The organism is Bradyrhizobium centrosematis, assembly GCF_045571495.1.
GTDB lineage: Bacteria > Pseudomonadota > Alphaproteobacteria > Rhizobiales > Xanthobacteraceae > Bradyrhizobium > Bradyrhizobium centrosematis.
This window is the reverse complement of sequence record NZ_CP120703.1, coordinates 5,601,646-5,627,234: the sequence shown is the minus strand read 5'-3', so window position 1 is coordinate 5,627,234 and position 25,589 is coordinate 5,601,646. Positions and strand designations below refer to the sequence as shown.

At 64.4% G+C, this 25,589-nt stretch carries 30 protein-coding genes; 14 read left to right on the top strand and 16 right to left on the bottom strand.

Annotated features, from left to right (window positions below):
- The first annotated feature begins 54 nt into the window (after positions 1 to 54).
- From P6U31_RS26890 to P6U31_RS26880, 3 genes are all read left to right on the top strand, one after another.
- Positions 55 to 1,206 carry an FIST signal transduction protein gene (locus P6U31_RS26890; RefSeq protein ID WP_407184768.1) on the top strand — a complete coding sequence of 384 codons (1,152 nt, stop codon included), beginning with the start codon at positions 55 to 57 and terminating at the stop codon, positions 1,204 to 1,206.
- Positions 1,207 to 1,208: 2 nt separating this feature from the next.
- Entirely contained in the window at positions 1,209 to 3,080 is a 1,872-nt protein-coding gene (locus P6U31_RS26885; protein ID WP_407189954.1) for a putative bifunctional diguanylate cyclase/phosphodiesterase, read from the top strand.
- A 183-nt stretch (positions 3,081 to 3,263) separates the two neighbouring features.
- Positions 3,264 to 3,476, top strand: coding sequence for a hypothetical protein (locus P6U31_RS26880; protein ID WP_407184767.1), 213 nt, complete (start codon positions 3,264 to 3,266; stop codon positions 3,474 to 3,476).
- A 15-nt stretch (positions 3,477 to 3,491) separates the two neighbouring features.
- Here the strand turns inward: P6U31_RS26880 and P6U31_RS26875 are convergent, their stop codons facing one another.
- Positions 3,492 to 4,328: a universal stress protein gene (locus tag P6U31_RS26875; protein ID WP_407184766.1), complete on the bottom strand. Its 837-nt coding sequence runs from the start codon at positions 4,326 to 4,328 to the stop codon at positions 3,492 to 3,494.
- A 213-nt stretch (positions 4,329 to 4,541) separates the two neighbouring features.
- Here P6U31_RS26875 and P6U31_RS26870 point away from each other — a divergent pair, with 213 nt between their 5' ends.
- Together P6U31_RS26870 and P6U31_RS26865 are read left to right on the top strand one after the other, a co-directional pair.
- Complete coding sequence (locus P6U31_RS26870; protein WP_407184765.1) at positions 4,542 to 6,089, top strand: Do family serine endopeptidase; 1,548 nt, start codon at positions 4,542 to 4,544, stop codon at positions 6,087 to 6,089.
- 261 nt (positions 6,090 to 6,350) lie between these two features.
- A complete protein-coding gene (locus P6U31_RS26865) occupies positions 6,351 to 6,713 on the top strand; it encodes a hypothetical protein (protein WP_407189953.1) in 363 nt (120 codons plus the stop codon).
- 10 nt (positions 6,714 to 6,723) lie between these two features.
- On the opposite strand, the gene P6U31_RS26860 is transcribed toward P6U31_RS26865, so the two are convergent.
- Positions 6,724 to 7,011, bottom strand: a complete 288-nt coding sequence (locus tag P6U31_RS26860) for a DUF6496 domain-containing protein (protein WP_407184764.1) — start codon at positions 7,009 to 7,011, stop codon at positions 6,724 to 6,726.
- 80 nt (positions 7,012 to 7,091) lie between these two features.
- On the bottom strand, positions 7,092 to 7,286 hold the full coding sequence (locus P6U31_RS26855; RefSeq protein WP_407184763.1) for a DUF3072 domain-containing protein: 195 nt from the start codon (positions 7,284 to 7,286) through the stop codon (positions 7,092 to 7,094).
- A gap of 116 nt (positions 7,287 to 7,402) precedes the next feature.
- On the opposite strand from P6U31_RS26855, the gene P6U31_RS26850 reads away from it, so the two are divergent.
- Positions 7,403 to 7,627: a hypothetical protein gene (locus tag P6U31_RS26850; protein ID WP_407184762.1), complete on the top strand. Its 225-nt coding sequence runs from the start codon at positions 7,403 to 7,405 to the stop codon at positions 7,625 to 7,627.
- A gap of 322 nt (positions 7,628 to 7,949) precedes the next feature.
- Here the strand turns inward: P6U31_RS26850 and P6U31_RS26845 are convergent, their stop codons facing one another.
- Complete coding sequence (locus tag P6U31_RS26845; RefSeq protein ID WP_407184761.1) at positions 7,950 to 8,198, bottom strand: hypothetical protein; 249 nt, start codon at positions 8,196 to 8,198, stop codon at positions 7,950 to 7,952.
- 95 nt (positions 8,199 to 8,293) lie between these two features.
- The gene (locus P6U31_RS26840) at positions 8,294 to 8,551 is read right to left on the bottom strand and encodes a hypothetical protein (protein ID WP_407184760.1); all 258 of its coding nucleotides are present in this window, start codon (positions 8,549 to 8,551) and stop codon (positions 8,294 to 8,296) included.
- Between the two features lie 140 nt (positions 8,552 to 8,691).
- Here P6U31_RS26840 and P6U31_RS26835 point away from each other — a divergent pair, with 140 nt between their 5' ends.
- Positions 8,692 to 8,913 carry a hypothetical protein gene (locus P6U31_RS26835; RefSeq protein WP_407184759.1) on the top strand — a complete coding sequence of 74 codons (222 nt, stop codon included), beginning with the start codon at positions 8,692 to 8,694 and terminating at the stop codon, positions 8,911 to 8,913.
- A gap of 99 nt (positions 8,914 to 9,012) precedes the next feature.
- Here P6U31_RS26835 and P6U31_RS26830 read toward each other — a convergent pair whose 3' ends face one another.
- Together P6U31_RS26830 and P6U31_RS26825 are read right to left on the bottom strand one after the other, a co-directional pair.
- Positions 9,013 to 10,503, bottom strand: coding sequence for an HWE histidine kinase domain-containing protein (locus P6U31_RS26830; protein WP_407184758.1), 1,491 nt, complete (start codon positions 10,501 to 10,503; stop codon positions 9,013 to 9,015).
- Between the two features lie 13 nt (positions 10,504 to 10,516).
- On the bottom strand, positions 10,517 to 16,813 hold the full coding sequence (locus tag P6U31_RS26825; protein WP_407184757.1) for a HAMP domain-containing protein: 6,297 nt from the start codon (positions 16,811 to 16,813) through the stop codon (positions 10,517 to 10,519).
- Positions 16,814 to 17,095: 282 nt separating this feature from the next.
- On the opposite strand from P6U31_RS26825, the gene P6U31_RS26820 reads away from it, so the two are divergent.
- On the top strand, positions 17,096 to 17,389 hold the full coding sequence (locus tag P6U31_RS26820) for a hypothetical protein (RefSeq protein ID WP_407184756.1): 294 nt from the start codon (positions 17,096 to 17,098) through the stop codon (positions 17,387 to 17,389).
- Between the two features lie 5 nt (positions 17,390 to 17,394).
- On the opposite strand, the gene P6U31_RS26815 is transcribed toward P6U31_RS26820, so the two are convergent.
- Positions 17,395 to 17,907 (bottom strand): DUF4142 domain-containing protein, encoded by a 513-nt coding sequence (locus tag P6U31_RS26815; protein WP_407184755.1) that lies wholly within the window; start codon positions 17,905 to 17,907, stop codon positions 17,395 to 17,397.
- A gap of 96 nt (positions 17,908 to 18,003) precedes the next feature.
- Between P6U31_RS26815 and P6U31_RS26810 the strand changes: the two genes are divergently transcribed.
- The 3 genes from P6U31_RS26810 to P6U31_RS26800 all read left to right on the top strand — a co-directional run bounded on the left by P6U31_RS26810 (position 18,004) and on the right by P6U31_RS26800 (position 18,702).
- A complete protein-coding gene (locus P6U31_RS26810; RefSeq protein ID WP_407184754.1) occupies positions 18,004 to 18,198 on the top strand; it encodes a hypothetical protein in 195 nt (64 codons plus the stop codon).
- A 101-nt stretch (positions 18,199 to 18,299) separates the two neighbouring features.
- Entirely contained in the window at positions 18,300 to 18,431 is a 132-nt protein-coding gene (locus P6U31_RS26805; protein ID WP_407184753.1) for a hypothetical protein, read from the top strand.
- Positions 18,432 to 18,501: 70 nt separating this feature from the next.
- Positions 18,502 to 18,702 (top strand): hypothetical protein, encoded by a 201-nt coding sequence (locus tag P6U31_RS26800; protein ID WP_407184752.1) that lies wholly within the window; start codon positions 18,502 to 18,504, stop codon positions 18,700 to 18,702.
- Positions 18,703 to 18,855: 153 nt separating this feature from the next.
- On the opposite strand, the gene P6U31_RS26795 is transcribed toward P6U31_RS26800, so the two are convergent.
- A complete protein-coding gene (locus P6U31_RS26795) occupies positions 18,856 to 19,098 on the bottom strand; it encodes a hypothetical protein (RefSeq protein WP_407184751.1) in 243 nt (80 codons plus the stop codon).
- A gap of 173 nt (positions 19,099 to 19,271) precedes the next feature.
- Between P6U31_RS26795 and P6U31_RS26790 the strand changes: the two genes are divergently transcribed.
- Positions 19,272 to 19,430: a hypothetical protein gene (locus P6U31_RS26790; RefSeq protein ID WP_407184750.1), complete on the top strand. Its 159-nt coding sequence runs from the start codon at positions 19,272 to 19,274 to the stop codon at positions 19,428 to 19,430.
- A gap of 69 nt (positions 19,431 to 19,499) precedes the next feature.
- On the opposite strand, the gene P6U31_RS26785 is transcribed toward P6U31_RS26790, so the two are convergent.
- The 7 genes from P6U31_RS26785 to P6U31_RS26755 form a co-directional block, all read right to left on the bottom strand.
- Complete coding sequence (locus P6U31_RS26785; RefSeq protein ID WP_407184749.1) at positions 19,500 to 19,985, bottom strand: DUF3147 family protein; 486 nt, start codon at positions 19,983 to 19,985, stop codon at positions 19,500 to 19,502.
- Positions 19,985 to 20,332, bottom strand: a complete 348-nt coding sequence (locus P6U31_RS26780; RefSeq protein WP_407184748.1) for a DUF3147 family protein — start codon at positions 20,330 to 20,332, stop codon at positions 19,985 to 19,987. Before P6U31_RS26780 ends, P6U31_RS26785 begins: the two co-directional genes overlap by 1 nt.
- Positions 20,329 to 20,916, bottom strand: a complete 588-nt coding sequence (locus P6U31_RS26775) for a phosphatase PAP2 family protein (protein WP_407184747.1) — start codon at positions 20,914 to 20,916, stop codon at positions 20,329 to 20,331. Before P6U31_RS26775 ends, P6U31_RS26780 begins: the two co-directional genes overlap by 4 nt.
- Positions 20,917 to 21,008: 92 nt before the next feature.
- On the bottom strand, positions 21,009 to 22,004 hold the full coding sequence (locus tag P6U31_RS26770; RefSeq protein WP_407184746.1) for an SDR family oxidoreductase: 996 nt from the start codon (positions 22,002 to 22,004) through the stop codon (positions 21,009 to 21,011).
- A 94-nt stretch (positions 22,005 to 22,098) separates the two neighbouring features.
- Positions 22,099 to 22,653 carry a DUF4142 domain-containing protein gene (locus tag P6U31_RS26765; protein WP_407184745.1) on the bottom strand — a complete coding sequence of 185 codons (555 nt, stop codon included), beginning with the start codon at positions 22,651 to 22,653 and terminating at the stop codon, positions 22,099 to 22,101.
- 87 nt (positions 22,654 to 22,740) lie between these two features.
- A complete protein-coding gene (locus P6U31_RS26760) occupies positions 22,741 to 22,968 on the bottom strand; it encodes a hypothetical protein (RefSeq protein WP_407184744.1) in 228 nt (75 codons plus the stop codon).
- Positions 22,969 to 22,976: 8 nt separating this feature from the next.
- Positions 22,977 to 24,764: a thiamine pyrophosphate-requiring protein gene (locus P6U31_RS26755; protein WP_407184743.1), complete on the bottom strand. Its 1,788-nt coding sequence runs from the start codon at positions 24,762 to 24,764 to the stop codon at positions 22,977 to 22,979.
- Between the two features lie 166 nt (positions 24,765 to 24,930).
- Between P6U31_RS26755 and P6U31_RS26750 the strand changes: the two genes are divergently transcribed.
- Positions 24,931 to 25,305 carry a PRC-barrel domain-containing protein gene (locus tag P6U31_RS26750; protein ID WP_407184742.1) on the top strand — a complete coding sequence of 125 codons (375 nt, stop codon included), beginning with the start codon at positions 24,931 to 24,933 and terminating at the stop codon, positions 25,303 to 25,305.
- Positions 25,306 to 25,327: 22 nt separating this feature from the next.
- The gene (locus P6U31_RS26745) at positions 25,328 to 25,486 is read left to right on the top strand and encodes a hypothetical protein (RefSeq protein ID WP_407184741.1); all 159 of its coding nucleotides are present in this window, start codon (positions 25,328 to 25,330) and stop codon (positions 25,484 to 25,486) included.
- Positions 25,487 to 25,589 lie beyond the last annotated feature (103 nt).

Here is a 25,589-nt window from a genome sequence, read left to right as displayed (position 1 = left end):
CGACGCAATGCGCCGCTCCACAATCTGTGGTTCAAGAACTGCAGAGTGTGTGGGATGCAGATTCAATATCTTCACTGGAATGCTGCCCATGGCTGGCGCGGAGCGGATGCCCTGTGCGAGCCTGCTCAGCTCGTGCTCTATTTCGGCAGCCGCGATGGACTGGCTAGCGGCGAGCGCTATCGCGAACTTCGTGACCTCTATCCGGACGGCCATATCGTCGGCTGTAGCGCGGGCGGGCAGATCCATGGCGATGATATCAGTGACGACGAAGTCGTTGCCGTTGCCCTGCATTTCGAGCGTACACAGGTGCGGCTTGCGAGCGAGGTCGTTGCGTCCCGCGACGGCTCGCGCGCCTGCGGCGAGCGCCTCGCCAGGCAGCTGACGGCTCCTGATCTGGCAGGCCTCTTCGTTCTGTCCGACGGGCTGGTGGTGAATGGCAACGAGCTGGTTGCCGGCATCAACGGGATCGTGAGACCGGATTTGACCGTCACGGGTGGTCTGGCGGCCGATGCGACCAAGTTCGAACAGACCCTGGTCGGGGTCGATGGCGTGCCTGCGCCGAATCTCGTCGCCGCGATCGGCTTCTACGGCGCGTCCTTCCGCTTTGCGCATGGCTGTGCCGGCGGTTGGGACGTGTTCGGTCCGCGCCGGAAAGTCACGCGGTCGGAAGGATCCGTGGTGATGCAGCTCGACGGAGAGCCGTCACTTGACCTCTATACCCGCTATCTCGGTGAGGAGGAGGCCGCAGCCATGCCGGGCTCGGGCCTCGAATTCCCCTTGCGCATTCACGACGATGCCGAGCCGGATCGGCAGATCGTGCGCTCAGTGTTTGCGGTGGATCGCAATGCCCGCACCCTGACCTTCGCCGCCGACATTCCGGAAGGATGTACCGCGCAATTGATGCGCGCCAATTTCGACAGCCTCGCCGCCGGCGCCGGCGAAGCCGGCAGGCAGGCGCGCAACGCACTCGCGGAAGGCGTTGCCGGCGACAAGCTTGCGATCCTGGTGAGCTGCACCGGCCGTCGCAGGGTGATGGGGCAGCGCACGCAGGACGAGCTGGATGCAGTCGCCGCCGAGCTCGGCGAGGACGTCGTTCGGATCGGATTCTACTCCTACGGCGAGATCGCCCCGCCGGCCGCATCCGGCCGCTGCGAACTGCATAACCAGACCATGACCGTCACTGTCATCGCGGAGGCCGCGGCTTGACCATGCATCGGCTGATCGCAAGACAGATTCGCCAGTCGACGGACGAGTCCGGACAGGTCGATCTGACCAGGCTCGGCGAGCTCGTCAGCGCGGCCTATGAGGAGAGCGACCGCGATCGCCGTCGCACCGATCGTGCGATCAAGCTGATGATCGAGGAGCTCGAACAGACGCACAAGCGCGCCGAGCATGATCTGCTGCGGGCGCGCGAGTTTCTCGACAGCATCATCGAGAACATTCCGATCGCGGTGTTCGCCAAGGATGCGAAGGACTCCCGTTATGTCCTGCTCAACCGTGCCGGCGAAGAATATTACGGCATGAAGCGCGAGGCGATGCTGGGCAGGACTCCGCAAGAGATATTCCCGGACAATATCGCCCGCGTCGTCAACGAGCAGGATCGCCGCGTGGTCGACAGCGGCACGCCGCTGCTCCTAGAAGGCCATCGGCTCGAAGCCGGCGTCAATGGCCGCGATCGCCTGGTCAATTCGCGCAAGCTGCTGATCAGGGACGGCAATGGCGCGCCGCAATATCTGGTCGGCGTGATCGAGGATGTCACCGAGAGGATCACGAACGAGGCGCGGATCAGCCATCTCGCGCATCATGATGCCTTGACCGACCTGCCGAACCGCAGTGCCTTCAACGCCGCGCTCGACGAGCGGCTGGAGCGGGCGCAAGAGACGGCGACCAGCTTTGCCGTGCTCAGCCTCGACCTCGACCGCTTCAAGGAGGTCAACGACGTGTTCGGCCATCCCGTCGGCGACATGCTGATGCGGACGGCGGCGGACCGATTTGCCGCGGAGGCCGACGGTGCCTTCGTCGCCCGTATCGGCGGCGACGAGTTCATGATCCTGATGCCTGACGACATCAGCCGCGAGACAGTTCTGGGACTCGCCGAACGTCTGGTCGAGACGATCGGCAAGGAGCTCGAGGTCGACGACTATCTTCTTCATGTCGGCCTCAGCGTTGGCATCGCGTTTTATCCTGATGACGGCGTGAGCGCCGCCACGCTGCTCGCCAATGCCGATTCAGCTCTCTATCGCGCCAAGCGCGAGGGCAGGGGGCGGGTCCGCTGCTTCGAATCCGAGATGGACCAGGAGCTGCGCGACCGCAGGTTGTTGCAGCACGATCTGCGGCAGGCGCTGGAGCAAAACCAGTTCCTGGTCTACTTCCAGCCGCAGGCGCGGGTGGATGGCGAGGTCATCGGCTTCGAGGCTCTGCTGCGCTGGAACCATCCGACACGTGGCTTCGTGCCGCCGGACCAGTTCATTCCGCTCGCCGAGGAGAACGGGCTGATCGTCGAGATCGGCGAGTGGGTCTTGCGCGAAGCATGTCGCGAGGCGGCATCCTGGCCGCGGCCGCTCCAGGTCGCCGTCAATTTGTCGCCGGTTCAGTTCCAGGCGGGGGATCTCGAACGTTCGATCCACCAGATCCTGCTGGAGACGGGGCTTACGCCGACGCGACTCGAGGTCGAGATCACCGAGGGGGTGCTGATCGGGGATTTCACCCGCGCGCTCAATCTGCTGCGGCGGTTGAAGGCGCTCGGCATCCGCATCGCGATGGACGATTTCGGCACCGGCTATTCGTCGCTGTCCTATCTGCAGTCGTTCCCGTTCGACAAGATCAAGATCGACCGCAGTTTCATCTCCAATCTGGAGACGAAGCCGCAATCGGCCGAGATCGTTCGCGCGGTCTTGAGCCTCGCGCACGCGCTGAAGATCCCGGTCATCGCCGAAGGGGTGGAAACGGAAGCGCAGCGTGCCTTCCTGGCGCGCGAGGCCTGCGAGGAGATGCAGGGCTATCTGGTCGGCCGGCCCGACCTCATCGAGCGCTACCTCGATCTGGTCGGCGTAACCGTGGAGCGACGGCGCTACGCCTAGCCGCTGCAGCGTGCGGCGTTCCGGGCGTCATTCGACATCATTTGGAACTTTGGCCCGGAGATATATTTCCTAACAATCAGGCGGGACCGGGCGTGAGGACGGGTGCAGCAAATCTTTCGCATAGCCGCCATCGGCCTGACGCAAATCAGAGCAATAAGCTCTGTAAGTGCGAGGGAGGGTCTCATGGAGAACGTACGTCGCTACCGGGCGCTGGCGTCCCTCTGTCGTCAGCAGGCGGCCTACCGGCCGCTCCAGAACTGGCAACTCCTCGGCCAAGCTGAACATTTCGAATATCTCGCCGAAGTCGAGCTCAAGGCGCATTTCGACGCGTGCAACCTGCGACAGGACGAGAGCGCCGCAGCGGCCGCGACATGGGAGACCCCGGTGGCGGCTTGATGGCACCGGGCCGGCTCAATGCGACATCAGCGTCGGCACCGTCATGGCTTCCAGCATGGCACGGGTGACGCCGCCAAGAACGCGCTCCTGCAATCGCGAATGGCCGTAGCCGCCCATCACCAGGAGATCGAGTGCCTCATCGGCCGCCAGCGACAGGATGGTCGGTTGGATGTCGGCGCGCGTCGCCGACAGGCTGATCGTGCGGGTCGACAGTCCGCGCCGGCCGAGATGTCTTGCTAGGCTGTTGGCTGACGCGTCGCCGGGGACCGCGTCGGCCTCGTTGATGGTGATGATCACGATCTCGTCGGCACGTGCCAGGAACGGCGCCGCGTCGCGCACGGCGCGGGCAGCGAGGCGGCTGCCGTCCCAGCAGATGCCGATTCGTGCCGCCTTGAAAGCTCCACGGAATGTGTAGGGCAGGAACAGCACCGGGCCGCCCGACTGGAACAGGATCTCGCCCGGCACGTCGTTGTCGAACGAGCTGTGCGCCGGATCGGGCTGAAGCACGACGCTGAGGTCGTGCAGCCGCGCCATCTCGCCGAGCGAGCCCGCCGCATCCACCGGGATCGCGCCGAGCGGGCGCAAGGTGTAGGAGACGCCGGCGTTCGCCGCTTCGATTCCGAACACCGAGAGTGCGGCTTCGGCCCGCTCCAGTGCGCGCTCGCGTTCCAGCTCGAATACGGCAGCCACCGCCGCGCCGCCCTCCATCACATAGGCAGCACTGGTTGCGACATAGCCGATCGCGACCGCGTCGAGCTGGGCGTTGAACTGCGCGGCGAGCGAAATCGAGCCCTCGACGGCTGCGCGCATGGGACGCTCGGTGGGGATGTGGACGAGAATGTCTTTGTACATGGGGCGCCTCCGATGAAGATCATTCGGTGGCTGTAGTTTTTCACTGCCCGGAGGACCCGCGTTGAGCTGCATCAAATGCGCCGGGACGATCTTTCCCTGGGTGCCCGCCCGCATATCCTTTGCCAAGATTTAATCGGACGGACGGGACGTCGTAAGGTGACGATCTCCATGTTGGACGCAAGGCGACACCTTACCCAACATGGACATTTCGACATGAACGATCACGTTAACTCCGACACCACGACGTCCCGCAAGATCTTGAGGCCGCGCCGGCTCGCGCTGCTCGGCAGCGTGGCCGCGCTCGGCGTCGCCGTGCTGGCGGTATCGCCCGCCTCTTCGCCGTTCGGCATGGCCTCCTTCATTGCGCCGGCCCAGGCCGCGGAATCCGCCGCAACGCCGCCGGGTTTCGGTGATCTGGTCAGCAAGGTCAAGCCCGCCGTCATCTCGGTGCGGGTCAGGATCGACCAGGACAACGACAAGAATGCGATGCTGCAGCAGAACCGGATGGACTCCGACGAGGACTCCCCATTCGACCAATTCTCGCGGCAGTTCGGCTTCCGCTTTCCGGGCGGTCCGAACGGCTTGCCGCGCCAGCGCCATCAGATGGTCACGGGCGAAGGCTCCGGCTTCTTCATTTCCGCCGACGGCTACGCCGTGACCAACAACCACGTCGTCGACCACGCCGAGTCGGTGCAGGTGACCATGGATGACGGCACGACCTATACCGCGAAAGTGGTCGGCACCGATCCGAAGACCGATCTGGCGCTGATCAAGGTCGACGGTAAGAAGGACTTTCCGTTCGTCAAATTCTCCGACCAGAAGCCCCGCATCGGCGACTGGGTGGTCGCGGTCGGCAATCCCTTCGGTCTCGGCGGCACCGTGACCGCCGGCATCGTTTCGGCCAGCGGCCGCGACATCGGCAACGGGCCCTATGACGATTTCATCCAGATCGACGCGCCGATCAACAAGGGCAATTCCGGCGGCCCGGCCTTCGACATGAACGGCAACGTGATCGGCGTGAACACCGCGATCTTCTCGCCCTCCGGCGGCTCGGTCGGCATCGGCTTCGACATTCCGGCCTCGACTGCAAAACTCGTCGTCGCGCAACTGAAGGACAAGGGCGCGGTGACCCGCGGCTGGCTCGGCGTGCAGGTGCAGCCGGTGACGGCAGAGATTGCCGACAGCCTCGGCCTCAAGGAGGCGCGCGGCGCGATCGTCGACAATCCGCAGGATGGCAGCCCCGCGGCGAAGGCCGGCATCGAGGCGGGTGACGTCATCACCGCCGTCAACGGCACCGCGATCAAGGACTCCCGTGATCTCGCCCGGACCATCGCCACCCTGGCCCCGGGCAGCTCGGTGAAGCTCGACGTGTTCCACAATGGCGGCACGAGGACGCTGACGCTCGCGCTCGGCGAGCTGCCGAACGAGCGGCAAGCTAAAGCGAATGGCGGCTCTGACGAGGGCAGTGGGCAGTCGAACGCGGGTACGCCGCGCCTCGGCCTCGCCCTGGCGCCGGCCAGCGAGGTTCAGGGCGCCGGCCAGAAGGGCGTCGTCGTCACGCAGGTCGATCCGCAAGGTCCGGCCGCGCAGCGCGGCATCCAGACCGGCGACGTCATCCTCAATGTCGGTGGCAAGGCGGTTGCCAATGTCGGCGAGGTTCGCACGGAACTGGCCCAGGCCAAATCGTCTGGCAAGCGCAGCGTGCTGTTGCAGGTCAGAAGCGCCGAGGCGACGAGGTTCGTCGCGGTGCCGCTCGCGTAACGCGAACGGCTCCCCCACCCATCCAAAAGGGCGGCCCTCGGGCCGCCCTTTCCTTTCGCCTTCAGGATCTGCGGCGGGCTCCGATAACATTCTCGTTAACGGCAGGGATGGTGACGCGGTTCATACGAAAAAGCCGTGTTCGGCCATCACAGTTCCGATGCTCGTCGGCAACGACGCTGCCGAGTGATTGCAAGCGTGGAACTCCGAACTTCCGGCCGCTTTGTGGAACTGGCCGGTGGTTCGTATTTGATCGGTGCCGACATGGGTCGATTGAAGCTCTCGCTGAGAGGTGCGCTGCTCGTGGCGCCGCTGGTGCTGTGGGGCGGAAGCGCGCTCGGTCGTGATGACGGCCGCTACGCGAACTCGCCCCTCAAGCCGTGGTTCGACAGCCTGCGCAGCCACCTCGGTCCCTGCTGCTCGGACGCCGACGGTTTTGCCGTCTCCGACCCCGATTGGGAATCGCATAACGGGCATTATCGCGTGCGTCTCGACGGGGAGTGGATCGAAGTGCCGGACGAAGCCGTCATCACCGAGCCGAACCGCGCCGGCCGCACCATGGTGTGGCCGGTGAAGACGGCCTTCGGAATCTCGATCCGCTGCTTCATGCCCGGCAGCATGATCTGAGGCGTCAGCGTCAACGCTTGCTGGATTTGCGCTTCGACGACTTCCTGCTTGTCTTCTTGGCTGTCTTCCTGCTCGTCCGCTTCTTGGACGACTTCTTGCTCGCCTTCTTCGGGACCTTCTTGCCCTTCTTGCGCGCCTTCGACAGTCCGATTGCGATCGCCTGCTTGCGACTCTTCACGCGTCCGCCACGGCCTTTGCGACCGCTCTTTGCCGTGCCCTTCTTGTAGCGCCGCATCTCGCTTTCGACATCGCTGCCGGAGCTGCGCGAGTAGCGGCGCTTCTTTGCCTTGCGTGCCATGCATGTTCTCCCTTGGCCCGGGAGAACCGTTCGAAACGAGCATGGTTCCCGAAAGAGCGCGCGACCTTGCGGGCGAAGGCCTAGAACGAATTCGCCAGCGCGATCTCCGCCTCCAGCACCTGGATGCGCCGTGCCGCCTCGCTGGACGACAGATCGCGCGCATATTGTGCGGGCTGATAGGCCTCTTCGCTCAGTCGTTTCAGCTTCAGTCCTTGCGCCCGGGTCATCTGCTCGGCGAGGAAGAGCTTGGCGTTGTATTGACCTTGAGCCTGCATTTGACATCTCCATTTCCGAAATCGTGACTTGACTATATGTTCTTATTTTGTTCTAACAAGCCATGGACAACAGATTTAATGAAATTCGACGTAAGATCAGTGCTTTGAGGCTGGAGATGGCGGCCGTCGAGGCCGCCGTGCGCGATCGCGTCAACGGCGGTCGCGATTGCACCGAACAGGCCCTGACGCAGATGGATCTGCGGCGGAAGATCAATCTGCTGAGCGACGAATGGAAGGCTGCCGGCGGCGGCGATGTCCTGCCTGACGTTGGCGACCGGGTCCGCCTTCACCTCGTGAAGACAACAATCGGCCATTCCGCGCGCGCGAGCATGCGGCGCTGAAACCTTGGAGAGGGCGCTGTGGAGGAGGTCCAGGACACTTACCGGATCTTGAAGCTACGTGCCGAGATTCCCGAATTGCGATCTGCCATCCGGCAATTGTAGCGCGCGGGTCTCGATGACGATGCGGCCCAGTTTTTGATCGGACGCAAGCGATGGCGACTCATCTGAATCGCATCGCGCTTTAGCCGCAGGCGCGACCTTGCAGCGCGCCGGCCGCAATGAGCCGGTGCGGACGCCGGACGATGTGTGGCTCCATTGCCGATCACGCATCAAGAATGGAGCCCCGCGTCGCCGCGGGGCCCGATGTCATGCCGGCCTGAGCTCACTTGGTGTTGCTCATGCCCTTGCTGTTCTGGTTGGTCATGGTGCCGCCTTGGTCTGAGCCGGGGCCCGAACCACCTTGGCCGGAGGGATCTGCGCCCTTGGACGACTTGGTGTTGGCGCCCGTGGTCTGCGACGACGACATCGAGGATCCATGTTTCGCCTTGTGTGACTTGGCCTGCGCGGCGAGCGGTGCGGCGGCGAGGCCGGCTGCCAACATTGCGGTGAGAACGAGCTTTGCCGTTGTCATGCGAGGGAACTCCCTGGGTTAAATTGACGCAGGCAGCCAACCGCCATTTGCCGCAGGAGTTCCCAACAAAGCTGCTGCCGCGTTCCGCGCGTGCTTCAAGATTGCTTGTCCTCGACGAGGATGAAGACGGCGCCGGTGAGTGTCGCGCCGATCGTGAACGTCGTCACCAGGGTGAGCGCGAAGATGGTCGCAGCTTGGCTTCCACCGTTGTTGAGCAGGTTTGCGACGGCGGGATTGGACAGGATCAGCGCGAGACTGAAGGAGAGGCCGAGGGCCGCCCCCATCATGGCATGCGTCATCAGCTTGACGAGGCCGCTCGCAGAGATCAGATCCGACGACTTTTTGGTGCGCATGGGAACCGCATCCCGACTTGGCATGCAACGCGGGCGATACGCGCCGGTTCCAATTGAATGAAGGAATTGTCATCCCCGGCTTCATCCGACGTTCATGCCGGGCTTGCGAGGATGAGTGCCAGCAAAACGGGAACATCGATATGGGTAAGGTAGTCTTTCTTTACCGCTCGCTGGCCTATCGCAACGCCGCCGCGGACATTCTGCGCAAGGCACGCAAGCTGCCGCGCGGCGCAGAGCGAAGCGCGGCTCGCCGCTACGCCAGGGCGCTCCGCGATCTCGCCCAGACGGAAGCCTGGCTCGAAGGCCGGGTTGCACGCGAGCCGCGGACGGCGCAACGCATGACCAGCGCGGCGTCCGGCTAATGCTTTGCCGCTCCGTTGGAAGCGAAGCGGAAGGCGCACGCTTCTTGTCTTGACGCGCCTTCTCGACGCGAGCCGGTCGCCACTTCGCCGGAAAAGGCTCTAACCGGATGCGCGCTGCAATTCGGCGGAGCTGGCATCCTCGAATTTGCCGGTTGTGGTCGTCGTCGGCGTTTTGCGTGTCAATGGCACCTGCAGACGGCACAACAGGCCTTCGGCTCGCCAATCGAACTGCGCCTGTCCGCCGAGCTGGGACTCGACGCTCGCAAGCAGGCTTCGTGTGCCGAAGCCGCGCGATTTCGGCGTCATGACGAGCGGACCGCCGGATTCTTCCCAGCTCAGCGTGAGCAATTGGTCCTCGACCTGCCAGCTGATCGTGAGCCGCCCCGACCTGGTCGAGAGGGCGCCATATTTGGCCGAGTTGGTGAAGAGCTCGTGCAGGGCAAGCGCCAGCGTCTGGGCTGTCGCCGGCAGCAGCTGAACCTCCGGACCCGCCAACACGATCTGGCCACCAAGCGAGTAGGGCGCCAGCTCCTCGTCGATCAGCCTGGAGAGCTCGGCGCCCTGCCAGCTCGACAGCGACAGGATCGTGTGCACGCGCGCCAGCGCATTGATACGGCCCTCGACGGCGTTGACATAGGCCTTGACCTCGTCGGCACGGGTGAGGCGCACGATCGACTGCGCCAGCGCCAGCGCATTCTTGGCGCGATGATCGACTTCCCGCGCCAGCAGATTCTGCCGTTCCTCGGCACGCTTGCGTTCGGTGATGTCCACGGTGACGCCGCTGACGCGAACGACGCGACTGCTATCGTCCACCGTGGCTGCCGCCGTGCCGACGCACCAGCGCACCTCCCCGTCGGGCCGTATGATGCGGAACTCGGTCTCATAGGCCCGCGCGCCCTTGTTGAACTCGGCAATCGCCTTGCGCAACTGATCGACGTCGTCGGGATGCAGCAGCGCCTGAACGTTGGCCGGGTTGACCTCGAAGTTCTCGGGGCTGACGCCAAAGATGCGATATTGCCCCTCGTCCCACATCCAGTCGCCGCTGATCCAGTCCCAGTCCCAGGAACCCATCTTGCCGGCGGCGATCGCCATGCTGCGCCGTTGTTCGCTCTCGCGCAGCTTTGCCGTGGAGTTCTCCAGCTCCGCCGTGCGGGCGCGGACACGATCCTCGAGCTCCTGGTTCAGCCGTTCGAGCTCGCGGGTCTTGCGGTAGAGTTCGGCAAACACCTTGATCTTGGCGCGCAGCACCTCCGGCACGACCGGGACCGGCACGTAATCGACCGCGCCCATCTCGTAGCCGCGCAGCCGGTCGATGTCGCTGACCTGGATGGCGGAGATGAAGATCATCGCGGTCTTCTGGAAGCGCGGATGCTCGCGGATCATCGCGGCGAGCTCGAAGCCGTCGAGCTCGGGCATGCAGACGTCGACCAGGATCACCGCGATCTCGGTCTTGAGCAGCACCTCCAGTGCCTCGCGTCCGGACGAGGCGATCACCAGGTTCTCGCCGAGATCCTTCAAGATCACCTCATAGGCGAGCAGCTTGGCCGGCTGGTCGTCGACGAGGAGGATGTTGACCTTTTCGTGGTCCATTCGCGGATCCAACTCAGCGGTGCAGCCACATGCGGATCGCAAGCAGCAATTGATCGGTGTTGACGGGTTTGGCGAGATAGTCGGACGCACCGGCCTCCAGGCATTTTTCGCGGTCGCCCTTCATCGCCTTGGCGGTCAGCGCAATGATCGGAAGGCGGGCGAAGGCCGGATTTTCGCGAATGACGCCGATGGTCTGATAGCCATCCATCTGCGGCATCATGATGTCCATCAGCACGATGGCGATTTCCGGATTGGATTCGACCAGCGCCACCGCCTCGCTGCCGGTCGTGGCGGTCAGCACCTTCATGCCGCGCCGCTCCAGCACGCTCGATAGCGCGAAAATGTTGCGAGCGTCGTCGTCGACGAGCAGCGCGGTCTTGCCGATCAGGTCTTCGTCGGAGCTGTTCAGCTTCTCCAGCATGCGCTGCTTCTCGATCGGAAGCTCCGTGATCACGCGGTGCAGGAACAGTGCGGTCTCGTCGAGCAGCCGTTCCGGCGATTCCACGCCCTTGACCACGATGCTGCGCGCCATGGTGTGGAGTTCCGCATCTTCCTCCGCCGAAAGCTCGCGGCCGGTGAAGACGACGACCGGAACATTCGACAGCGCCTCGTCATTGCGGATCTGGTCCAGCACCTCGAAGCCGCTCATGTCGGGCAGCCTGAGGTCGAGCACGACGCAGTCGCAAGGCGCCTCGCGCAGCGTCGAGAGCGCGCCGGCGCCGGTGGCGGTCGTCACGATCTCGATGTCGTCGTGATGCAGCAGCTCGCGGATCGAGAGCTGCTCGGCCTCGTTGTCCTCGACGATCAGGAGCCGCTTGCGCCGCGGCCGCGCATATTCCTTGATCTGGGTCAGGGCGGCGGCGACGCCTTCGGTCGTCGTCGGCTTGTTGACGAAGGAGAATGCACCTCGCGCCAGCGCGTGCTGGCGGTCCTCGTCGAGCGTGATGATCTGCACCGGGATGTGACGGGTCAGCGGATTGTGCTTGAGCTGGCTCAGCACGGTCCAGCCCAGCATGTCGGGCAGGAACACGTCGAGCGAGACCGCTCTCGGCTGGTACTGCTTGGCGAGCTCCAGCGCCTCCGCGCCACGGGCGGCGACCAGCACCTTGAACCCCTTGTCGCGCGCGAGGTCGACCAGCACACGTGCATAATGCGGGTCGTCCTCGACGATCAGGAGGATACTGTCGCCTGGCTCGAGATTGAGCCGGTCGTCGGGAAGCTGCTCGATGACGCGCTGCTGGTCAGGTGCGGCGGGCTGCAGCGCCGGCGGTTGGTTGTGTTGCTGCGGGGCCGGCGCAGCACGCGGTGCGAGCGTCGGGCCGGAATATTTCAACGGCAGATAAAGGGTGAAGGACGAGCCCTTGCCCGGTGCGCTGCGCAGATGGATCTCGCCGCCGAGCAGGCTCGCGAGCTCGCGGCTGATGGCGAGGCCAAGGCCGGTGCCGCCGTATTTCCGGCTGGTACCGGCATCGGCCTGCTGGAACGCCTCGAAGATCAGCTTCTGCTTCTCCACGGGAATGCCGATGCCGGTGTCGGACACTTCGAACGCGATCACGGCCGGCGCGGAGTTCAGCACCGGATGATCCGTTCCCCAGCCGCCGACCGCTGCGGTGACCTTCAGGCGCACCTCGCCTTCGGCTGTGAACTTGAAGGCGTTGGAGAGCAGGTTCTTCAGGACCTGCTGCAGACGCTTGGAGTCGGTGACGATGCTGCGCGGCAGGGTCGGATCGACGTCGATCTTGAACGACAGGTTGCGGTTGTCCGCCTCGTGCCGGAACGGCCGTCCGACGGTCTCGAGAAGGTTTGCGGTCAGGATCTCCTCGGCGTCCACCGTCACCGTGCCGGATTCGATCTTGGACAGATCGAGGATGTCGCTGATGAGATTGAGCAGATCGGTGCCGGCGCCGTGGATGGTGCGGGCGAACTCGACCTGCTTGGCCGTAAGGTTGCCGTCCGGATTGTCGGTGAGCTGCTGTCCGAGGATCAGGATCGAGTTCAGCGGCGTGCGCAGCTCGTGGCTCATATTGGCGAGGAATTCGGACTTGTACTTCGAGGTCAGTGCAAGCTCGGTCGCCTTTTCCTCCAGCGCGCGGCGGGCCTGCTCGATCTCCTGGTTCTTGCGCTCGACCTCGACGTTGCGCTCGGCGAGCTGCTGCGCCTTCTGTTCGAGCTGGTCGTTGGTCTGCTGCAATTCGCGCTGCTGGGTCTGGAGCTCGCCGGCGAGCTGCTGCGATTGCTTGAGCAGGCCTTCGGTCTGCATCGTCGCTTCGATCGAATTGAGCACGATGCCGATGGAGTCGGTGAGCTGCTCCAGGAACGTCATCTGCGAGGTCGTGAAGGAGACGAGCGAGGCGAGCTCGATCACGGCCTTGACCTGGCCTTCGAACAGCACCGGCAGCACGACGAGGTTCTTCGGCGCGACGCGGAACAGCGCCGAGTTGATCGGCACGACGTCGGAGGGAATGTCGGCGACCACGCGCGGCCGCTTGTCGAGCGCGCACTGGCCGATCAGGCCCTCGCCGAACTGCAGCACGCGCTGATAGGGGTAGACGCCATCGCTGGCATAGGAGGCCAGCAGCAGCAGCTGCGGATTGCCCTCGCTCTCGACCTGGTAGATCACGCCGGTATGGGCGTTCACCAGCGGCGACAATTCGGTGAGCAGCAGCCGGCCGACGGTGGCGAGATCGCGCTGGCCCTGAAGCATGTTGGTGAATTTGGCGAGATTTGTCTTCAGCCAGTCCTGCTCGGTGTTCAGCTCCGTCGTGAGACGGAGGTTGGTGATCATCGTGTTGATGTTGTCTTTCAGTTCGGCCACCTCGCCGCGGGCGTCGACCTGGATCGATCGCGTCAGGTCGCCCTTGGTGACGGCGGTCGCCACCTCGGCGATCGCGCGCACCTGCGAGGTGAGGTTGGCGGCGAGCAGGTTGACGTTGCCGGTGAGGTCCTTCCAGGTGCCGGCCGCACCCGGCACGTTGGCCTGACCGCCGAGGCGGCCCTCGACGCCGACCTCGCGCGCCACCGACGTCACCTGGTCGGCGAAGGTCGCGAGCGTTTCGGTCATGTTGTTGATGGTGTCGGCGAGCGCGGCGACCTCGCCCTTCGATTTCACGGTGAGGTTCTGCTTCAGATCGCCGTTGGCGACCGCCGTCACCACCTTGACGATGCCGCGGACCTGCTCGGTCAGATTGGCCGCCATGAAGTTGACGGTATCCGTGAGGTCCTTCCAGGTGCCGGCGACGCCGGGCACCTGGGCCTGGCCGCCGAGCTTGCCTTCGGTGCCGACCTCGCGCGCCACGCGCGTCACTTCGCCGGCGAAGGCGTTGAGCTGGTCCACCATGGTGTTGATGGTGTTCTTGAGCTCGAGGATTTCGCCCTTCACGTCGACGGTGATCTTGCGCGAGAGGTCGCCGCGCGCGACCGCAGTGGTGACTTCGGCGATGTTGCGGACCTGGGTGGTGAGGTTCGCGGCCAGCAGGTTGACGTTGTCGGTGAGGTCCTTCCAGGTGCCGCCGACGCCGGGAACGACGGCCTGACCGCCGAGCCGGCCCTCGGTGCCGACCTCGCGCGCGACGCGCGTCACTTCGGCGGCGAAGGAGCGGAGCTGCTCGACCATGGTGTTCAAGGTGTCCTTGAGCAGCAGGATCTCGCCGCGCACGTCCACCGTGATCTTCTTCGACAGGTCGCCGCCGGCGATCGCGGTCGCGACCTCGGCGATGTTGCGGACCTGGGCGGTGAGGTTCGAGGCCATGAAGTTGACGTTGTCGGTGAGGTCCTTCCAGGTGCCAGCAACGCCGGGCACCTCGGCCTGGCCGCCGAGCTTGCCTTCGGTGCCGACCTCGCGTGCCACGCGCGTCACCTCGCCGGCAAAGCCGTTGAGCTGGTCCACCATGGTGTTGATGGTGTTCTTCAGCTCGAGGATTTCGCCCTTTACGTCCACGGTGATCTTGCGCGACAAGTCACCGCGCGCCACCGCGGTGGTGACCTCGGCGATGTTGCGGACCTGGGCGGTGAGGTTGCCCGCCATCGAATTGACGCTGTCGGTGAGGTCCTTCCAGGTGCCGGCGACGCCGGGCACGTTGGCCTGACCGCCGAGGCGGCCTTCGGTGCCGACCTCGCGCGCGACGCGCGTCACCTCGCCCGCGAAGCGGTTGAGCTGGTCGACCATCGTGTTCAGCGTGTCCTTGAGCTGCAGGATCTCGCCGCGCACGTCCACGGTGATCTTGCGCGACAGGTCGCCGCCGGCGATCGCGGTCGCGACTTCTGCGATGTTGCGGACCTGGGCGGTGAGGTTGCCCGCCATCGAGTTCACGGAGTCGGTGAGGTCCTTCCAGGTGCCGGCGACGCCGGGCACGCCAGCCTGGCCGCCGAGCTTGCCGTCGGTGCCGACCTCGCGCGCCACGCGCGTGACCTCACCGGCGAAGGCGTTGAGCTGGTCCACCATCGTGTTCAGCGTTTCCTTCAGCTGAAGGATTTCGCCCGACACGTTCACCGTGATCTTCTTCGACAAATCGCCCTTGGCGACCGCGGTCGCGACCTCGGCGATGTTGCGGACCTGGCCGGTCAGGTTCGAGGCCATCGAGTTGACGCTGTCAGTGAGGTCCTTCCAGGTGCCGCCGACGCCGCGCACGACGGCCTGGCCGCCGAGCTTGCCCTCGGTGCCGACCTCACGCGCCACGCGCGTCACCTCGCCGGCGAAGGCGTTGAGCTGGTCCACCATGGTGTTGATGGTGTCCTTCAGCTCCAGGATCTCGCCGCGCACGTCCACCGTGATTTTCTTCGACAAGTCGCCGCCCGCCACCGCGGTCGTCACCTCGGCGATGTTGCGGACCTGTGCGGTCAGGTTCGAGGCCATCGAGTTGACGCTCTCGGTGAGGTCCTTCCAGGTGCCGGCGACGCCGAGCACGTTGGCCTGGCCGCCGAGCCGGCCCTCGGTGCCGACCTCGCGCGCCACGCGCGTCACTTCGCCGGCGAAGGCGTTGAGCTGGTCGACCATGGTGTTGAGCGTCTCCTTCAGCTGAAGGATTTCGCCCGAGACGTTCACCGTGATCTTCTTCGAGAGGTCGCCGCTCGCGATTGCGGTTGCGACGTCGGCGATGTTGCGGACCTGCGCGGTCAGGTTCGAGGCCATGAAGTTGACGTTGTCGGTGAGGTCCTTCCAGGTGCCGGCCACACCGGGCACCTGGGCCTGGCCGCCGAGCTTGCCTTCGGTGCCGACCTCGCGCGCCACGCGCGTCACTTCGGAGGCGAACGAGTTGAGCTGGTCCACCATGGTGTTGATGGTGTCCTTCAGCTCCAGGATCTCGCCGCGCACGTCCACCGTGATCTTGCGCGACAGGTCGCCGCGCGCCACGGCGGTGGTGACGTTGGCGATGTTGCGGACCTGAGCGGTCAGGTTGCCGCACATCGCGTTGACGGAGTCGGTCAGGTCCTTCCAGGTGCCGGCGACACCGGGCACGATGGCCTGGCCGCCCAGCTTGCCGTCGGTGCCGACCTCGCGCGCCACGCGCGTCACTTCGGAGGCGAAGGAGCGCAGCTGGTCCACCATCGTGTTGATGGCTTCCTTGAGCTGGAGGATCTCGCCGCGGACGTCGACCGTGATCTTCTTGGAGAGGTCGCCGTTGGCGACCGCGATCGTCACTTCGGCGATGTTGCGAACCTGATTGGTCAGGTTGTTCGCCATCGAGTTGACGCTCTCGGTGAGGTCTTTCCAAACGCCGGTCACCTCGGGCACCTGGGCCTGGCCGCCGAGCTTGCCTTCGGTGCCGACCTCGCGCGCCACGCGCGTCACCTCGGAGGTGAACACGCCGAGTTGCTTGATCATGGTGTTGACGATATTGGCCGATTGCAGGAATTCGCCCCGCAATGGCCGGCCGTCGACGTCGAGCTTGACGGTCTGAAGCAGGTCGCCTTGGGCGACGGCGGCGACCGCGCGGGTCACCTCGCGCGTCGGCCACAACAGGTCGTCGATCAGCGTGTTGACGGAACCTTCCATGTCGGCCCAGGAGCCCGAGGCAAGGCCGAATTTCACGCGCTGCCGGGTCTTGCCTTCGCGGCCGACCACCTGGCCGACCAGCTCGAGCTGTTGCGCCATGCGCTGGTTGGCGGCGATGATTTCATTAAAAGTGTCGGCGATCTTGCCGTCGATGCCGAGGTAGTCACCGCTCATGCGCACCGAGAAATCGCCGCTGCGCATCGCCTGCAGGGCGAGCAGCAACTCGGCCCGCGAATCCGGGTCCGACACACCGTTGGTTTTTGGCCTTGGGACGCGACGACCGGAGCGTGATGCAGTTCCGGGATCGAGGTCGCTCATACTGATTCCCCCGCAAGCGTCGGCCGAATCCTAGGCAAGACGCGTTAGGTCAAAATAGAGCGTCAGCCAAATTCGAAATCAAGCGCCAAGGTCGCGGCGCGAGGAAATGGAACCTGTCTTGCTCAGCCCGACGTAAGCAACGCCGATCCCCGGAATTGGTTCCATACGAATTCGGAAAGAAGCGGCCTCCGCCGCCCCCCATACCTTGCCGGTCCGGGCATTGGCCTCCTTCGGAACGGAGCGCCAAGCCTCGCTGTTAGCCCGCAAAGAGGGAGAACGGATATGAAAGCAGGACTTGCCGCGATCGTCGTCATGCTGCTGGCCGGGTCGGCCTGGGCGCAAGGCGGAGCGCCCCGCGGCCGCGGGGCGGTGACCGGCGATCCCGCCGCCAGTTCCGCCAGCCCGCAGGCGGATACGCCGACCACAGGGGCAGCGACGCGCGCGAACCCGAGCGGAAGCGGCACTTCGTCTTCGGGCGGCAAGGATGACAATGGCGATGCAGGTCGGGACAAGATGCCGGAGAGCGACCGCACTGTGCGGCCGCAGAGCCAGCAGCATCATCCGAACGACAAATAGGGACGCTACTTGTCCGCCATGGTGTGCTCGGCATCCATGACTTGCGAGCGCAACAATGGGAGCTGTTCGCGCGCGAATGCTGCGAGTGCAGGATTGTCGGGCGCCTTCAGATAGCCTTCGAGCAGCTTGATGACCGATTGATATTCGGGAATCTGCGAGGCATAGAAGCTTCGGACGTAAGTCGGTCCGTCCGACGTCTCGGGCTCAACCAAGCTCGCGCCAACGGAGGTCGCCTTGTCGACGCGCGGCTCCGCGCCGATCGCCTGCTGTATCTGCTTCAGCGCCTTGTCGCGCTTGGCCGCTTCCTCGGCGCGCAGGGCCGCAAGGTTCTTGACCTCAGCGTTACCCTTCAGATCGGTGCTCTCGAGCAGGTCCTGCTGGAAGCGGCTGAAATTGTAGAGACCGTTGATGACGTCGGTGGCGCTCGGCGGGCGGTCGCCGGAGTTCCGTTCACCGGCGCTGTCGGCAAGCGCAGCGGTGCTGATGAAGGCCAGGATAATGGCGACGAGAATTCGCATCGGGTGTCAATGGCGGAGGGCAAGCGAAGTTCCCTGCTACATTACGATCCGGCAAGCAGGTTGCGATGCCAGAGTTCCGTCCCCACGTCCTTTCCTATGAAACAGTCTGACATCTTCAGAGACAACGCCGACAATTGTCTTCAGCTCGCCGAGCGCGCCGACGGACAGCCCGCGCACAAGCGTTATTCGCGTATGGCCGATGCCTGGACGGCCCTCGCGCACGAGCAGGATTGGCTCGATGGCGAGATCCCGCCCGTTGCCGCCCGTTTCCCTCAAGAGCGGGACGCGTGAGGACGCCGCGTGTGAGACGGCGCACGGAATGCAAGTGACCCATCCAGGACGATCAGGGAACAGTTCATCGCATCGGTTTTGATTCCAGAAGGAGGTTTGCAATGGCTCCACGTCTGGCTCTGCTTTCACTCATTCTCGCCTTTGGTGTCTCGGTCGCGTTTGCGACGGTGACGACGGTGCGCCAGGTGCATCTCGAGAATGCATCGGCCACGGTCCACGCGACGCGCAGCTAGCACCACGCCGGAACATTCGACGCCGCAATGCGTAAGCGCTTCGAGACATCATAAGAGGCGAGAGAACGTCATGGCGAATTCGCAAGGCATCGTTCGGGACCAGCGGGGCGAAGAGCAGCCGCGTGACAAGCAACGCGCGCAGACCGTTCATAAGGCAGATCCGCAGGGCTCGCCATCGCGTGAAGCGACGCGCGATCCCAAGCTCAGCGACGGGAGCAAGACGCCAGGGTCGGGCGCCATGCCTGACGGTTCAAGCGACGCGACGGGGTAGTCTGCAGTAGGAACCAGCTCTCGCGCGACGAGTCCCCTGGTTGCTTTCGGCTGTCATGCCCCCGGTGCGCCGGAAGCGACCTCCAGGACGGCCCTGGCACCCACCGGTGCCGGGGTCGTTCGCTTATGGGCGGCCGGCATGCCAGTCATTACGTTAGTCGTTGCTCTCGGGGTCTCCGTGAGTATGCCCGTCAGGTCCCCGGCCGAACACGCCGAAACTGCTCGATTTTACGCCGGCGGCGGCATCGACGCCCGCGGCGGCCAGTCCGAATTTGAGCAGCTCGCGGACAGCTGCCGCTCGCGTCGGCATGCGATGTTTGAAGCGGAAATCGTCGACAGCGGCCAACTCTTCCGGCGAGAGCATGACCTGAAGGCGCTCGGCGCGAAGATCATTCATGGTTGGTCACACAGATGAGTAGATTGAGTAGATTACTCAACGAACCAACTTGACGCGAGTTCCACAAGGGACGAGAAAGTCTCCAAATGAGTAGAAATATTCAGCAAAATCAATAGATTAATAGTTGCAACGAGTCGTCTGCTGGCGCATTCCCTTGGAAAGGGAGAGAAGCCATGACGGACGAGGTCAGGTTGCCTCGAAAGCTTTCCGAAGAGCCGGAAGCCCCCAAACCGGTGCGTCCAAGCCATCAGAAGGTCATCGAGCAGGTCGAGCGCTGGGCCAACAGCCCGGGACTGCAGCCACCGAGGACAGAAGGTCCGAAGACCGTCTAAGCGCGACGTTGTTCGTTCTCGCGCATCGATCAGCTTCAGACCGCTGCCGAGATGGACGGCTGTCGGGTTTTACGAGACGGTGCCGCGGCTGTTGGCTGATGGCCCGAGGCGCCCGGCCTGCTCGGTGCGGGAGGTGATGCGAAGCTTTCGTCTCAGCCACCACGCCAAAACCGAGACGGCAGCCCACGCCAGGACGGCGGCGATGAATGCGCCGATCACGTTTTTCGAGACCACGACGTAAAACACCGCAGCGAACGCTACGAGACCGATGCTTCCGAGGCCCGCACCCGCAGCATCGAGCGCTGCGGCTTGCTGCCCGCGTCGTTGTCCTTTAAGGCCGGCCTTTTCCTTGGCCCGGCGCTCATGGCTTTCGACCAGGGTTGCACTGGCACAGAAGATAGCGGGGAGTGCGAGGAAGAGCCCGCCGACGGAGATGCCGAAATGGCTGCCGATGAGGCCTGCCGCGACCGTCGCAAGGCCGCCAAGCGCGAAACGCACCGCATACTCGTACCAGTGCGTCTGCTTGAGGGCGGATGATGATAGCTTTATCGGCATCAGGCAGCGCCTCCGAGACCGGCAAGCAAGCCGAAGGCGACCACGAGCCAAACCGTAAAGGCGAGGATGGTCGCCAGCAGCGCTCCGAGGCGAAATCGCATCAACATCTGGCAGACGGCGAGGCTGTAGCAGCCGAGGGCGACCGCGCCGTAGATCATGGTCCAACTCGCGGCCGCCGCGTATTGCGGGCCGTGCTGAACGACCGCGATGCCGAGCGTGGCGAGTGCGACTGACGGTGCCGCACCGAGAAGCCCGGCAAAGCTCTTCGGTCGAAGCATGTCGCCGAGGATCGCGAAGGCGGAGACAATCAAGCCGCCGGCGACGAAGCGCACCAGATATTCCGTCATGGCCGGCCCCGCGAAGCCGATGACCGCTGCGGCCGCGACCTTGCGAGCGTGAACGGCCTGAACAGTCGCTCGACGATGACGCCGAGCGTAAAGCCCGCCACGACGTCGCTGGCCCAATGCGCGAGCAGCGCCACGCGCGTCAACGACAACGCTACGGCGAGCGTTCGGGCCAAGCGGCGCGAGGGCGGCGGCAACAAGCCGGCTGCCGAGGCGAGGGCGCCCATGTGCACGGCATGGCCCGAGGGAAACGCGTCTCTCGACCGCCCTGAGAAGGGAACGCCACGCCAATGGCCCTTAACGGTGAGCCGGTCCGGTCTCGTCTGATCGAATAAGGATTTCAGAATATGCGGCAGCACGGCTGTTGCCAGCGAGACCATGAGAACATGATCCGCAACACGACGCTGCTGCGGTGACCGCAGCCGCGTGTAGAGCCATCCCGCCGCCGCGACCGCGACCAGCAGATGCTCGTCGGCGCCCCATGTCATTGCCTGGGCGGCGTGCTCGAGGCCTGAGTTGGTGTTGTCCGCGATCTCGTTCGCGATCGCCGTATCGATCCGGGTGGGTTTGACTGTTACGAGCGCCATCGGTCTGCCGGCGAGATTTCCTCCATGACAGATTTGTAAAAGCTGGAAGACAAAGATGGTTCCTGTGTTCCAGCGCGAGTGCAGCGGCTCGACTAAGGCTGGCCCGATCCACCCGCGGCGCCATACACCTGTCCGGTCGCATAGCTTGCGTCGGCAGCGGCAAGCTGCACGTAGATTGAAGCAAGCTCGACTGGCTGGCCGGGGCGGCCGAGCGGCGTCATGCCGCCGAATTTTTCGAGCTTGTCCATCGTGGCGCCGCCGGAGACCTGAAGCGGCGTCCAGATCGGTCCCGGCGCCACGCCGTTGACGCGGATGCCTTTGGAGGCGAGCTGCTTGGCCAGCGACTTCACATAGTTCATCGTCGCTGCCTTGGTCTGCGCATAATCGTAGAGATCCGGCGAGGGATCGTAGGCTTGCTCGGAGGTGGTGCCGATGATGCAGGAGCCGGGCTTGAGATGCGGCAGGGCCGCCTTGATGATCCAGAACGGTGCGTAGATGTTCGTCTTCATGGTCGCGTCGAAATCCTCCGACGAGATATCGAGGATGGAGGCGCGTGTCTGCTGCCGTGCGGCGTTGCAAACGACGACGTCGAGGCCGCCGAGGCCTTGTGCGGCCTGCTCGACCAGCTGCTTGCAGAAGGCTTCGTCCTTGAGGTCGCCCGGGATCGCAAGGCCGCTCCGCCCTTCCTTCTTGATCAGCGCGATCACTTCCTGTGCGTCGGGCTCTTCCGCGGGCAGATAGTTGATGGCGACATCGGCACCCTCGCGCGCATAAGCGATCGCGGCGGCCCGGCCCATGCCGGAATCGCCGCCCGTGATCAATGCCTTGCGGCCGGCGAGCCGGCCCGAGCCCTTGTAGCTGGTCTCGCCATGATCCGGCCGCGGCTCCATCTTGCCAGCAAGACCCGGCCAGGGCTGCGACTGCTTCTTGAACGGCGGCTTCGGATAGCGGCTGACGGGATCGATCAAAGCGTGCTCGGCCATGGACGTGTTTCCTTGCGCTGGGGGCGCCAGCGAGGCCGCCGCGAGCGATGCGCCTGCGGCGTGCACGACATGGCGGCGCGACAGGGAATTCTTGCTGTGGGACATGGTGCGCTCCGCGATGGACGAGGCTCAATGCGCGGAGGCGATCGACGTTGCTAAGCGAAGGACGCCGGGTGCGCCGGCGTCCTTCAGTAATACGTTACTTGTTGGACTGGCCGACGCTCGGCGCCTTGCCAAGCTCTTTGGCCATGTCGAGATGGTGCTTCAGGGCGGGCAGCGTCTTGCCGGCCCAATCCTTCAGCTCGGCATTGTCGCCGCCTTTGGCGTAACGCTCGAACAGCGAAACGGCATCCTCATGGGCGCTGACCTGATAGGAGTTGTAGTCCGAGCTGAAATCCTTGCCGTTCGCATTCTTGAGCTTGTCGAGCTTGCTCTGGTGCGAACTGTCGAGCTCCGTCGGAAGCGTCGCCTGGACTTTCTTGTCACCGACCAAGCCCTTGAGCTCGGTGCTGGTCTTGGTGTGGTCGGTGACCATCTGCTGAGCGAAGCTCTTCTCCTGCGCGTTGCCCTTCTGCTGGGCGAGCTTGCTCGACTCGATCTCGAACATGTCGCTGATTGCGACCTGTTTGACGAAGTCGGCGGTGCTCGGTGAGACGCCGAGCGCGGAATTGACGCCGGTCTTTTCGCCGAGCGATTGGGCGAGCGCAGGGCCTGCGAAAAGCACGCAAGCGAGGGCGATGACGACACGTTTCATGTTCGGTCACTCCAATTTGGATGCGCGGCCGGTTGCCGCGCGTTGTTGCGCCGATCAACCCGCCGCCGAGGCCGTGGTTCCTAACGATCAATCCGCGGGATTCCGTCCGGTGCGCGGATTGATGGGATCGGTCGGCTTGCGTCGAAGCCGCTCGGGCAGAAATGGTTCGGCCGGCACAGCGGTTGGGTCGGCTCGTACGTCGGCATGGCGCTGCGCCCGCTCATGCGGCGTCCGGTTGTCGTTGATGTGGTACTTCACATCGACGCCATCGACCGGATCGTTGACGCCGTGCCGGATATCGCGGAAGTCGCTCATGGTTCACCTCATTCCTTTCCGGGCAGGATCGTCTCGAGCACCTGCCGTGCTGCTCCCTTGATCATCCCGCTTTCGTTCGGGTCACCTTTCAGCAGGGCGAGCGAGAAGTTCTTGGCCTGTTGCAGCGTGATATGCGGCGGCAGCGGCGGCACTTCGGGATCGGTCTTGACCTCCAGCACGACGGGCATCTCGCTCGCCAGCGCCTGCTCCCAGGCCGAGCCGAGCAGTTGCGGACTGTCGACGAAAATGCCGCGCAGCCCGATGAGTTCGGCGAAGCGGGAATAGGAGACGTCGGGAATGCGCTGCGAGGCCTCGAATTTGGGATCGCCGTTGATGATGCGCTGCTCCCACGTCACCTGGTTGAGATCCTCGTTGTTGAAGACGCAGACGATGAAGCGCGGATCCTTCCAGTTGCGCCAATATTTCGCGGCGGTGATCAGTTCGGCCATGTTGTTCATCTGCATGGCGCCGTCGCCGACAAGGGCGATCACCGGCCGGTCGGGATGGGCGTATTTCGCGGCGAGCGCATAGGGCACCGCGGCGCCCATCGAGGCGAGGCCGCCGGAGAGCGACGCCGTCATGCCGCGCCGCATCTTCAGGTCGCGCGCGAACCAGTTGGCGCAAGAGCCGGAATCGCTGGTAATGATGGCGCGATCGGGCAGACGCGGGGACAATTCCCAGGCGACGAGCTGCGGATTGACCGGCGCCGCGGGCTGATGCGCGCGATCATCCAGCGTCTTCCACCATCTCGTAACGTCCTCCTGGATGCCTTGGCGCCAGGCGCCCTCGCTTCTGGGTTTCAGTCGCGGCAACAGTGCGCGTAGGGTCTCGGCGGCATCGCCCACGAGACCGACCTCCATGGGAAAGCGGATCGACATCATGCTGGCGCCGATGTCGATCTGCACGCCGCGCGCGGCGCCTTCCTTTGGCAGGAATTCGGCGTAGGGGAAGGCCGAGCCGACCATCAGCAGCGTGTCGCATCCCATCATCATGTTGTAGCTGGGCTCGGTGCCGAGCAGGCCGATCGCGCCGGTGACCCAGGGCAGGTCGTCCGGGAGTGCGGCCTTGCCGAGCAACGCCTTGGCGCAGCCGGCCGACAGCCGGTCGGCGACGGCGATCACCTCGTCGGTGGCGTGAAGCGCACCGGCGCCGACGAGCATCGCGACTTTCTTGCCGGCATTGAGGACCTCCGCCGCACGATCGAGATCGGCCTCGCGCGGCGTGATGCTGGGCGCGCTGTAGCCGATGCCCGAATGCAATGTGCCGTGGGCACGGGGCGGGCTCTCGTACGGCTCTTCCTGCAAATCGTTGGGGAGGATGATCACGGTCGGAGTGCGCCGCGCCAGCGCCATCCGTACCGCACGGTCGATCAGGTGCCGCACTTGTGCAGGCGAGGACGCCTGCATGACGTAAGCACCGGCGACGTCCTTGAACATCGAGAGAAGGTCGAGCTCCTGCTGATAGTGCCCGCCGAGGGCGTTGCGGGCCTGCTGGCCGACGATCGCCAGCACCGGCTGGTGATCGAGCAGCGCATCGTAGAGCCCTGTGATGAGATGCGAGGCACCGGGCCCGGAGGTCGCGATGCAGACGCCGAGCTGGCCCGAGAACTTAGCGTAGGCGCTCGCCATGAACGCCGCCATCTCCTCGTGCCGTGCCTGCACGAACCCGATCCTGTCTTCAGCCCGGTTCATCGCGCCGAACACGGCGTTGATGCCGTCGCCGGGGTAGCCGAAGATGTGACGCACGCCCCATTGATGCAAGCGCTCAACGATGAAATCGGAAACTGTCTGGGTCATCGTGCGGCTCTTCGGTTCTGCGAACTGGCTGAGGCTCAGAGAACCCATCGTCCTCCGCGATGTTCCTGGCTTTCCGGGATGTTTCCGCCCCACGCGCGCGGAACAGCGGCGGAACGATCGCTTGCCTGTCCGGTTGATTCACATATTGGCTGAGTGGAGCACTGGGATGTTGAATCAAAGTGAGCTGGATCGCGCCGAGATGGGACGTCTGATCGGCAGCGATAAGGTCGAGGGAACATCGGTCTACGGCGCCGATCGCAACCGCATTGGATCGATCGAGCGCGTGATGATCGACAAGATCAGCGGCAAGGTGTCCTACGCCGTGCTGGGGTTCGGCGGATTTCTCGGACTGGGCAACGACCACTATCCGTTGCCTTGGCAGTCGCTGAAATACGACACGGAGCTGGGCGGTTACGTGACGGCGATTACTGCCAAGGATCTGGAAAGCGCGCCGAGATACAGCGAACGGAGCGACTGGAACTGGGGCGATGAAGCCGCGGTTCGCGGCATCAACTCCTATTACGGCGTTCCCTTCGCATAGACGGTGCACGGAAGGGAGTTCGATGAGCAAGGAGCGACCCAATGACGATCCCCGCAATCAGGACGATTGGGGATCACACCGACAGACGGACAAGCCCTGGAAGGGTAATCCGGAGAAGGAGCAGGGATCGGACGAGGTGAAGCCCGATCTCGAGAAATGGCATCGGACGAAGACGCACTGAAACAGGTGCGCTTTCGCGGAATAACGAGACGAGCGCGGCATGAGATGCCGCGTTTCGTTTTTTCACGGCGCGATCACGAATGATCGCGGCGCGTTGGCGGGGC

Bases quoted from the DNA above. Each gene is read 5' to 3' on its own strand.
- P6U31_RS26890 (WP_407184768.1), top strand. From the start codon at position 55: ATGCAGATTCAATATCTTCACTGGAATGCTGCCCATGGCTGGCGCGGA.
- P6U31_RS26885 (WP_407189954.1), top strand. From the start codon at position 1,209: ATGCATCGGCTGATCGCAAGACAGATTCGCCAGTCGACGGACGAGTCC.
- P6U31_RS26880 (WP_407184767.1), top strand. From the start codon at position 3,264: ATGGAGAACGTACGTCGCTACCGGGCGCTGGCGTCCCTCTGTCGTCAG.
- P6U31_RS26875 (WP_407184766.1), bottom strand. From the start codon at position 4,328: ATGTACAAAGACATTCTCGTCCACATCCCCACCGAGCGTCCCATGCGC.
- P6U31_RS26870 (WP_407184765.1), top strand. From the start codon at position 4,542: ATGAACGATCACGTTAACTCCGACACCACGACGTCCCGCAAGATCTTG.
- P6U31_RS26865 (WP_407189953.1), top strand. From the start codon at position 6,351: ATGGGTCGATTGAAGCTCTCGCTGAGAGGTGCGCTGCTCGTGGCGCCG.
- P6U31_RS26860 (WP_407184764.1), bottom strand. From the start codon at position 7,011: ATGGCACGCAAGGCAAAGAAGCGCCGCTACTCGCGCAGCTCCGGCAGC.
- P6U31_RS26855 (WP_407184763.1), bottom strand. From the start codon at position 7,286: ATGCAGGCTCAAGGTCAATACAACGCCAAGCTCTTCCTCGCCGAGCAG.
- P6U31_RS26850 (WP_407184762.1), top strand. From the start codon at position 7,403: ATGGCGGCCGTCGAGGCCGCCGTGCGCGATCGCGTCAACGGCGGTCGC.
- P6U31_RS26845 (WP_407184761.1), bottom strand. From the start codon at position 8,198: ATGACAACGGCAAAGCTCGTTCTCACCGCAATGTTGGCAGCCGGCCTC.
- P6U31_RS26840 (WP_407184760.1), bottom strand. From the start codon at position 8,551: ATGCGCACCAAAAAGTCGTCGGATCTGATCTCTGCGAGCGGCCTCGTC.
- P6U31_RS26835 (WP_407184759.1), top strand. From the start codon at position 8,692: ATGGGTAAGGTAGTCTTTCTTTACCGCTCGCTGGCCTATCGCAACGCC.
- P6U31_RS26830 (WP_407184758.1), bottom strand. From the start codon at position 10,503: ATGGACCACGAAAAGGTCAACATCCTCCTCGTCGACGACCAGCCGGCC.
- P6U31_RS26825 (WP_407184757.1), bottom strand. From the start codon at position 16,813: ATGAGCGACCTCGATCCCGGAACTGCATCACGCTCCGGTCGTCGCGTC.
- P6U31_RS26820 (WP_407184756.1), top strand. From the start codon at position 17,096: ATGAAAGCAGGACTTGCCGCGATCGTCGTCATGCTGCTGGCCGGGTCG.
- P6U31_RS26815 (WP_407184755.1), bottom strand. From the start codon at position 17,907: ATGCGAATTCTCGTCGCCATTATCCTGGCCTTCATCAGCACCGCTGCG.
- P6U31_RS26810 (WP_407184754.1), top strand. From the start codon at position 18,004: ATGAAACAGTCTGACATCTTCAGAGACAACGCCGACAATTGTCTTCAG.
- P6U31_RS26805 (WP_407184753.1), top strand. From the start codon at position 18,300: ATGGCTCCACGTCTGGCTCTGCTTTCACTCATTCTCGCCTTTGGTGTC.
- P6U31_RS26800 (WP_407184752.1), top strand. From the start codon at position 18,502: ATGGCGAATTCGCAAGGCATCGTTCGGGACCAGCGGGGCGAAGAGCAG.
- P6U31_RS26795 (WP_407184751.1), bottom strand. From the start codon at position 19,098: ATGAATGATCTTCGCGCCGAGCGCCTTCAGGTCATGCTCTCGCCGGAA.
- P6U31_RS26790 (WP_407184750.1), top strand. From the start codon at position 19,272: ATGACGGACGAGGTCAGGTTGCCTCGAAAGCTTTCCGAAGAGCCGGAA.
- P6U31_RS26785 (WP_407184749.1), bottom strand. From the start codon at position 19,985: ATGCCGATAAAGCTATCATCATCCGCCCTCAAGCAGACGCACTGGTAC.
- P6U31_RS26780 (WP_407184748.1), bottom strand. From the start codon at position 20,332: ATGACGGAATATCTGGTGCGCTTCGTCGCCGGCGGCTTGATTGTCTCC.
- P6U31_RS26775 (WP_407184747.1), bottom strand. From the start codon at position 20,916: ATGGCGCTCGTAACAGTCAAACCCACCCGGATCGATACGGCGATCGCG.
- P6U31_RS26770 (WP_407184746.1), bottom strand. From the start codon at position 22,004: ATGTCCCACAGCAAGAATTCCCTGTCGCGCCGCCATGTCGTGCACGCC.
- P6U31_RS26765 (WP_407184745.1), bottom strand. From the start codon at position 22,653: ATGAAACGTGTCGTCATCGCCCTCGCTTGCGTGCTTTTCGCAGGCCCT.
- P6U31_RS26760 (WP_407184744.1), bottom strand. From the start codon at position 22,968: ATGAGCGACTTCCGCGATATCCGGCACGGCGTCAACGATCCGGTCGAT.
- P6U31_RS26755 (WP_407184743.1), bottom strand. From the start codon at position 24,764: ATGACCCAGACAGTTTCCGATTTCATCGTTGAGCGCTTGCATCAATGG.
- P6U31_RS26750 (WP_407184742.1), top strand. From the start codon at position 24,931: ATGTTGAATCAAAGTGAGCTGGATCGCGCCGAGATGGGACGTCTGATC.
- P6U31_RS26745 (WP_407184741.1), top strand. From the start codon at position 25,328: ATGAGCAAGGAGCGACCCAATGACGATCCCCGCAATCAGGACGATTGG.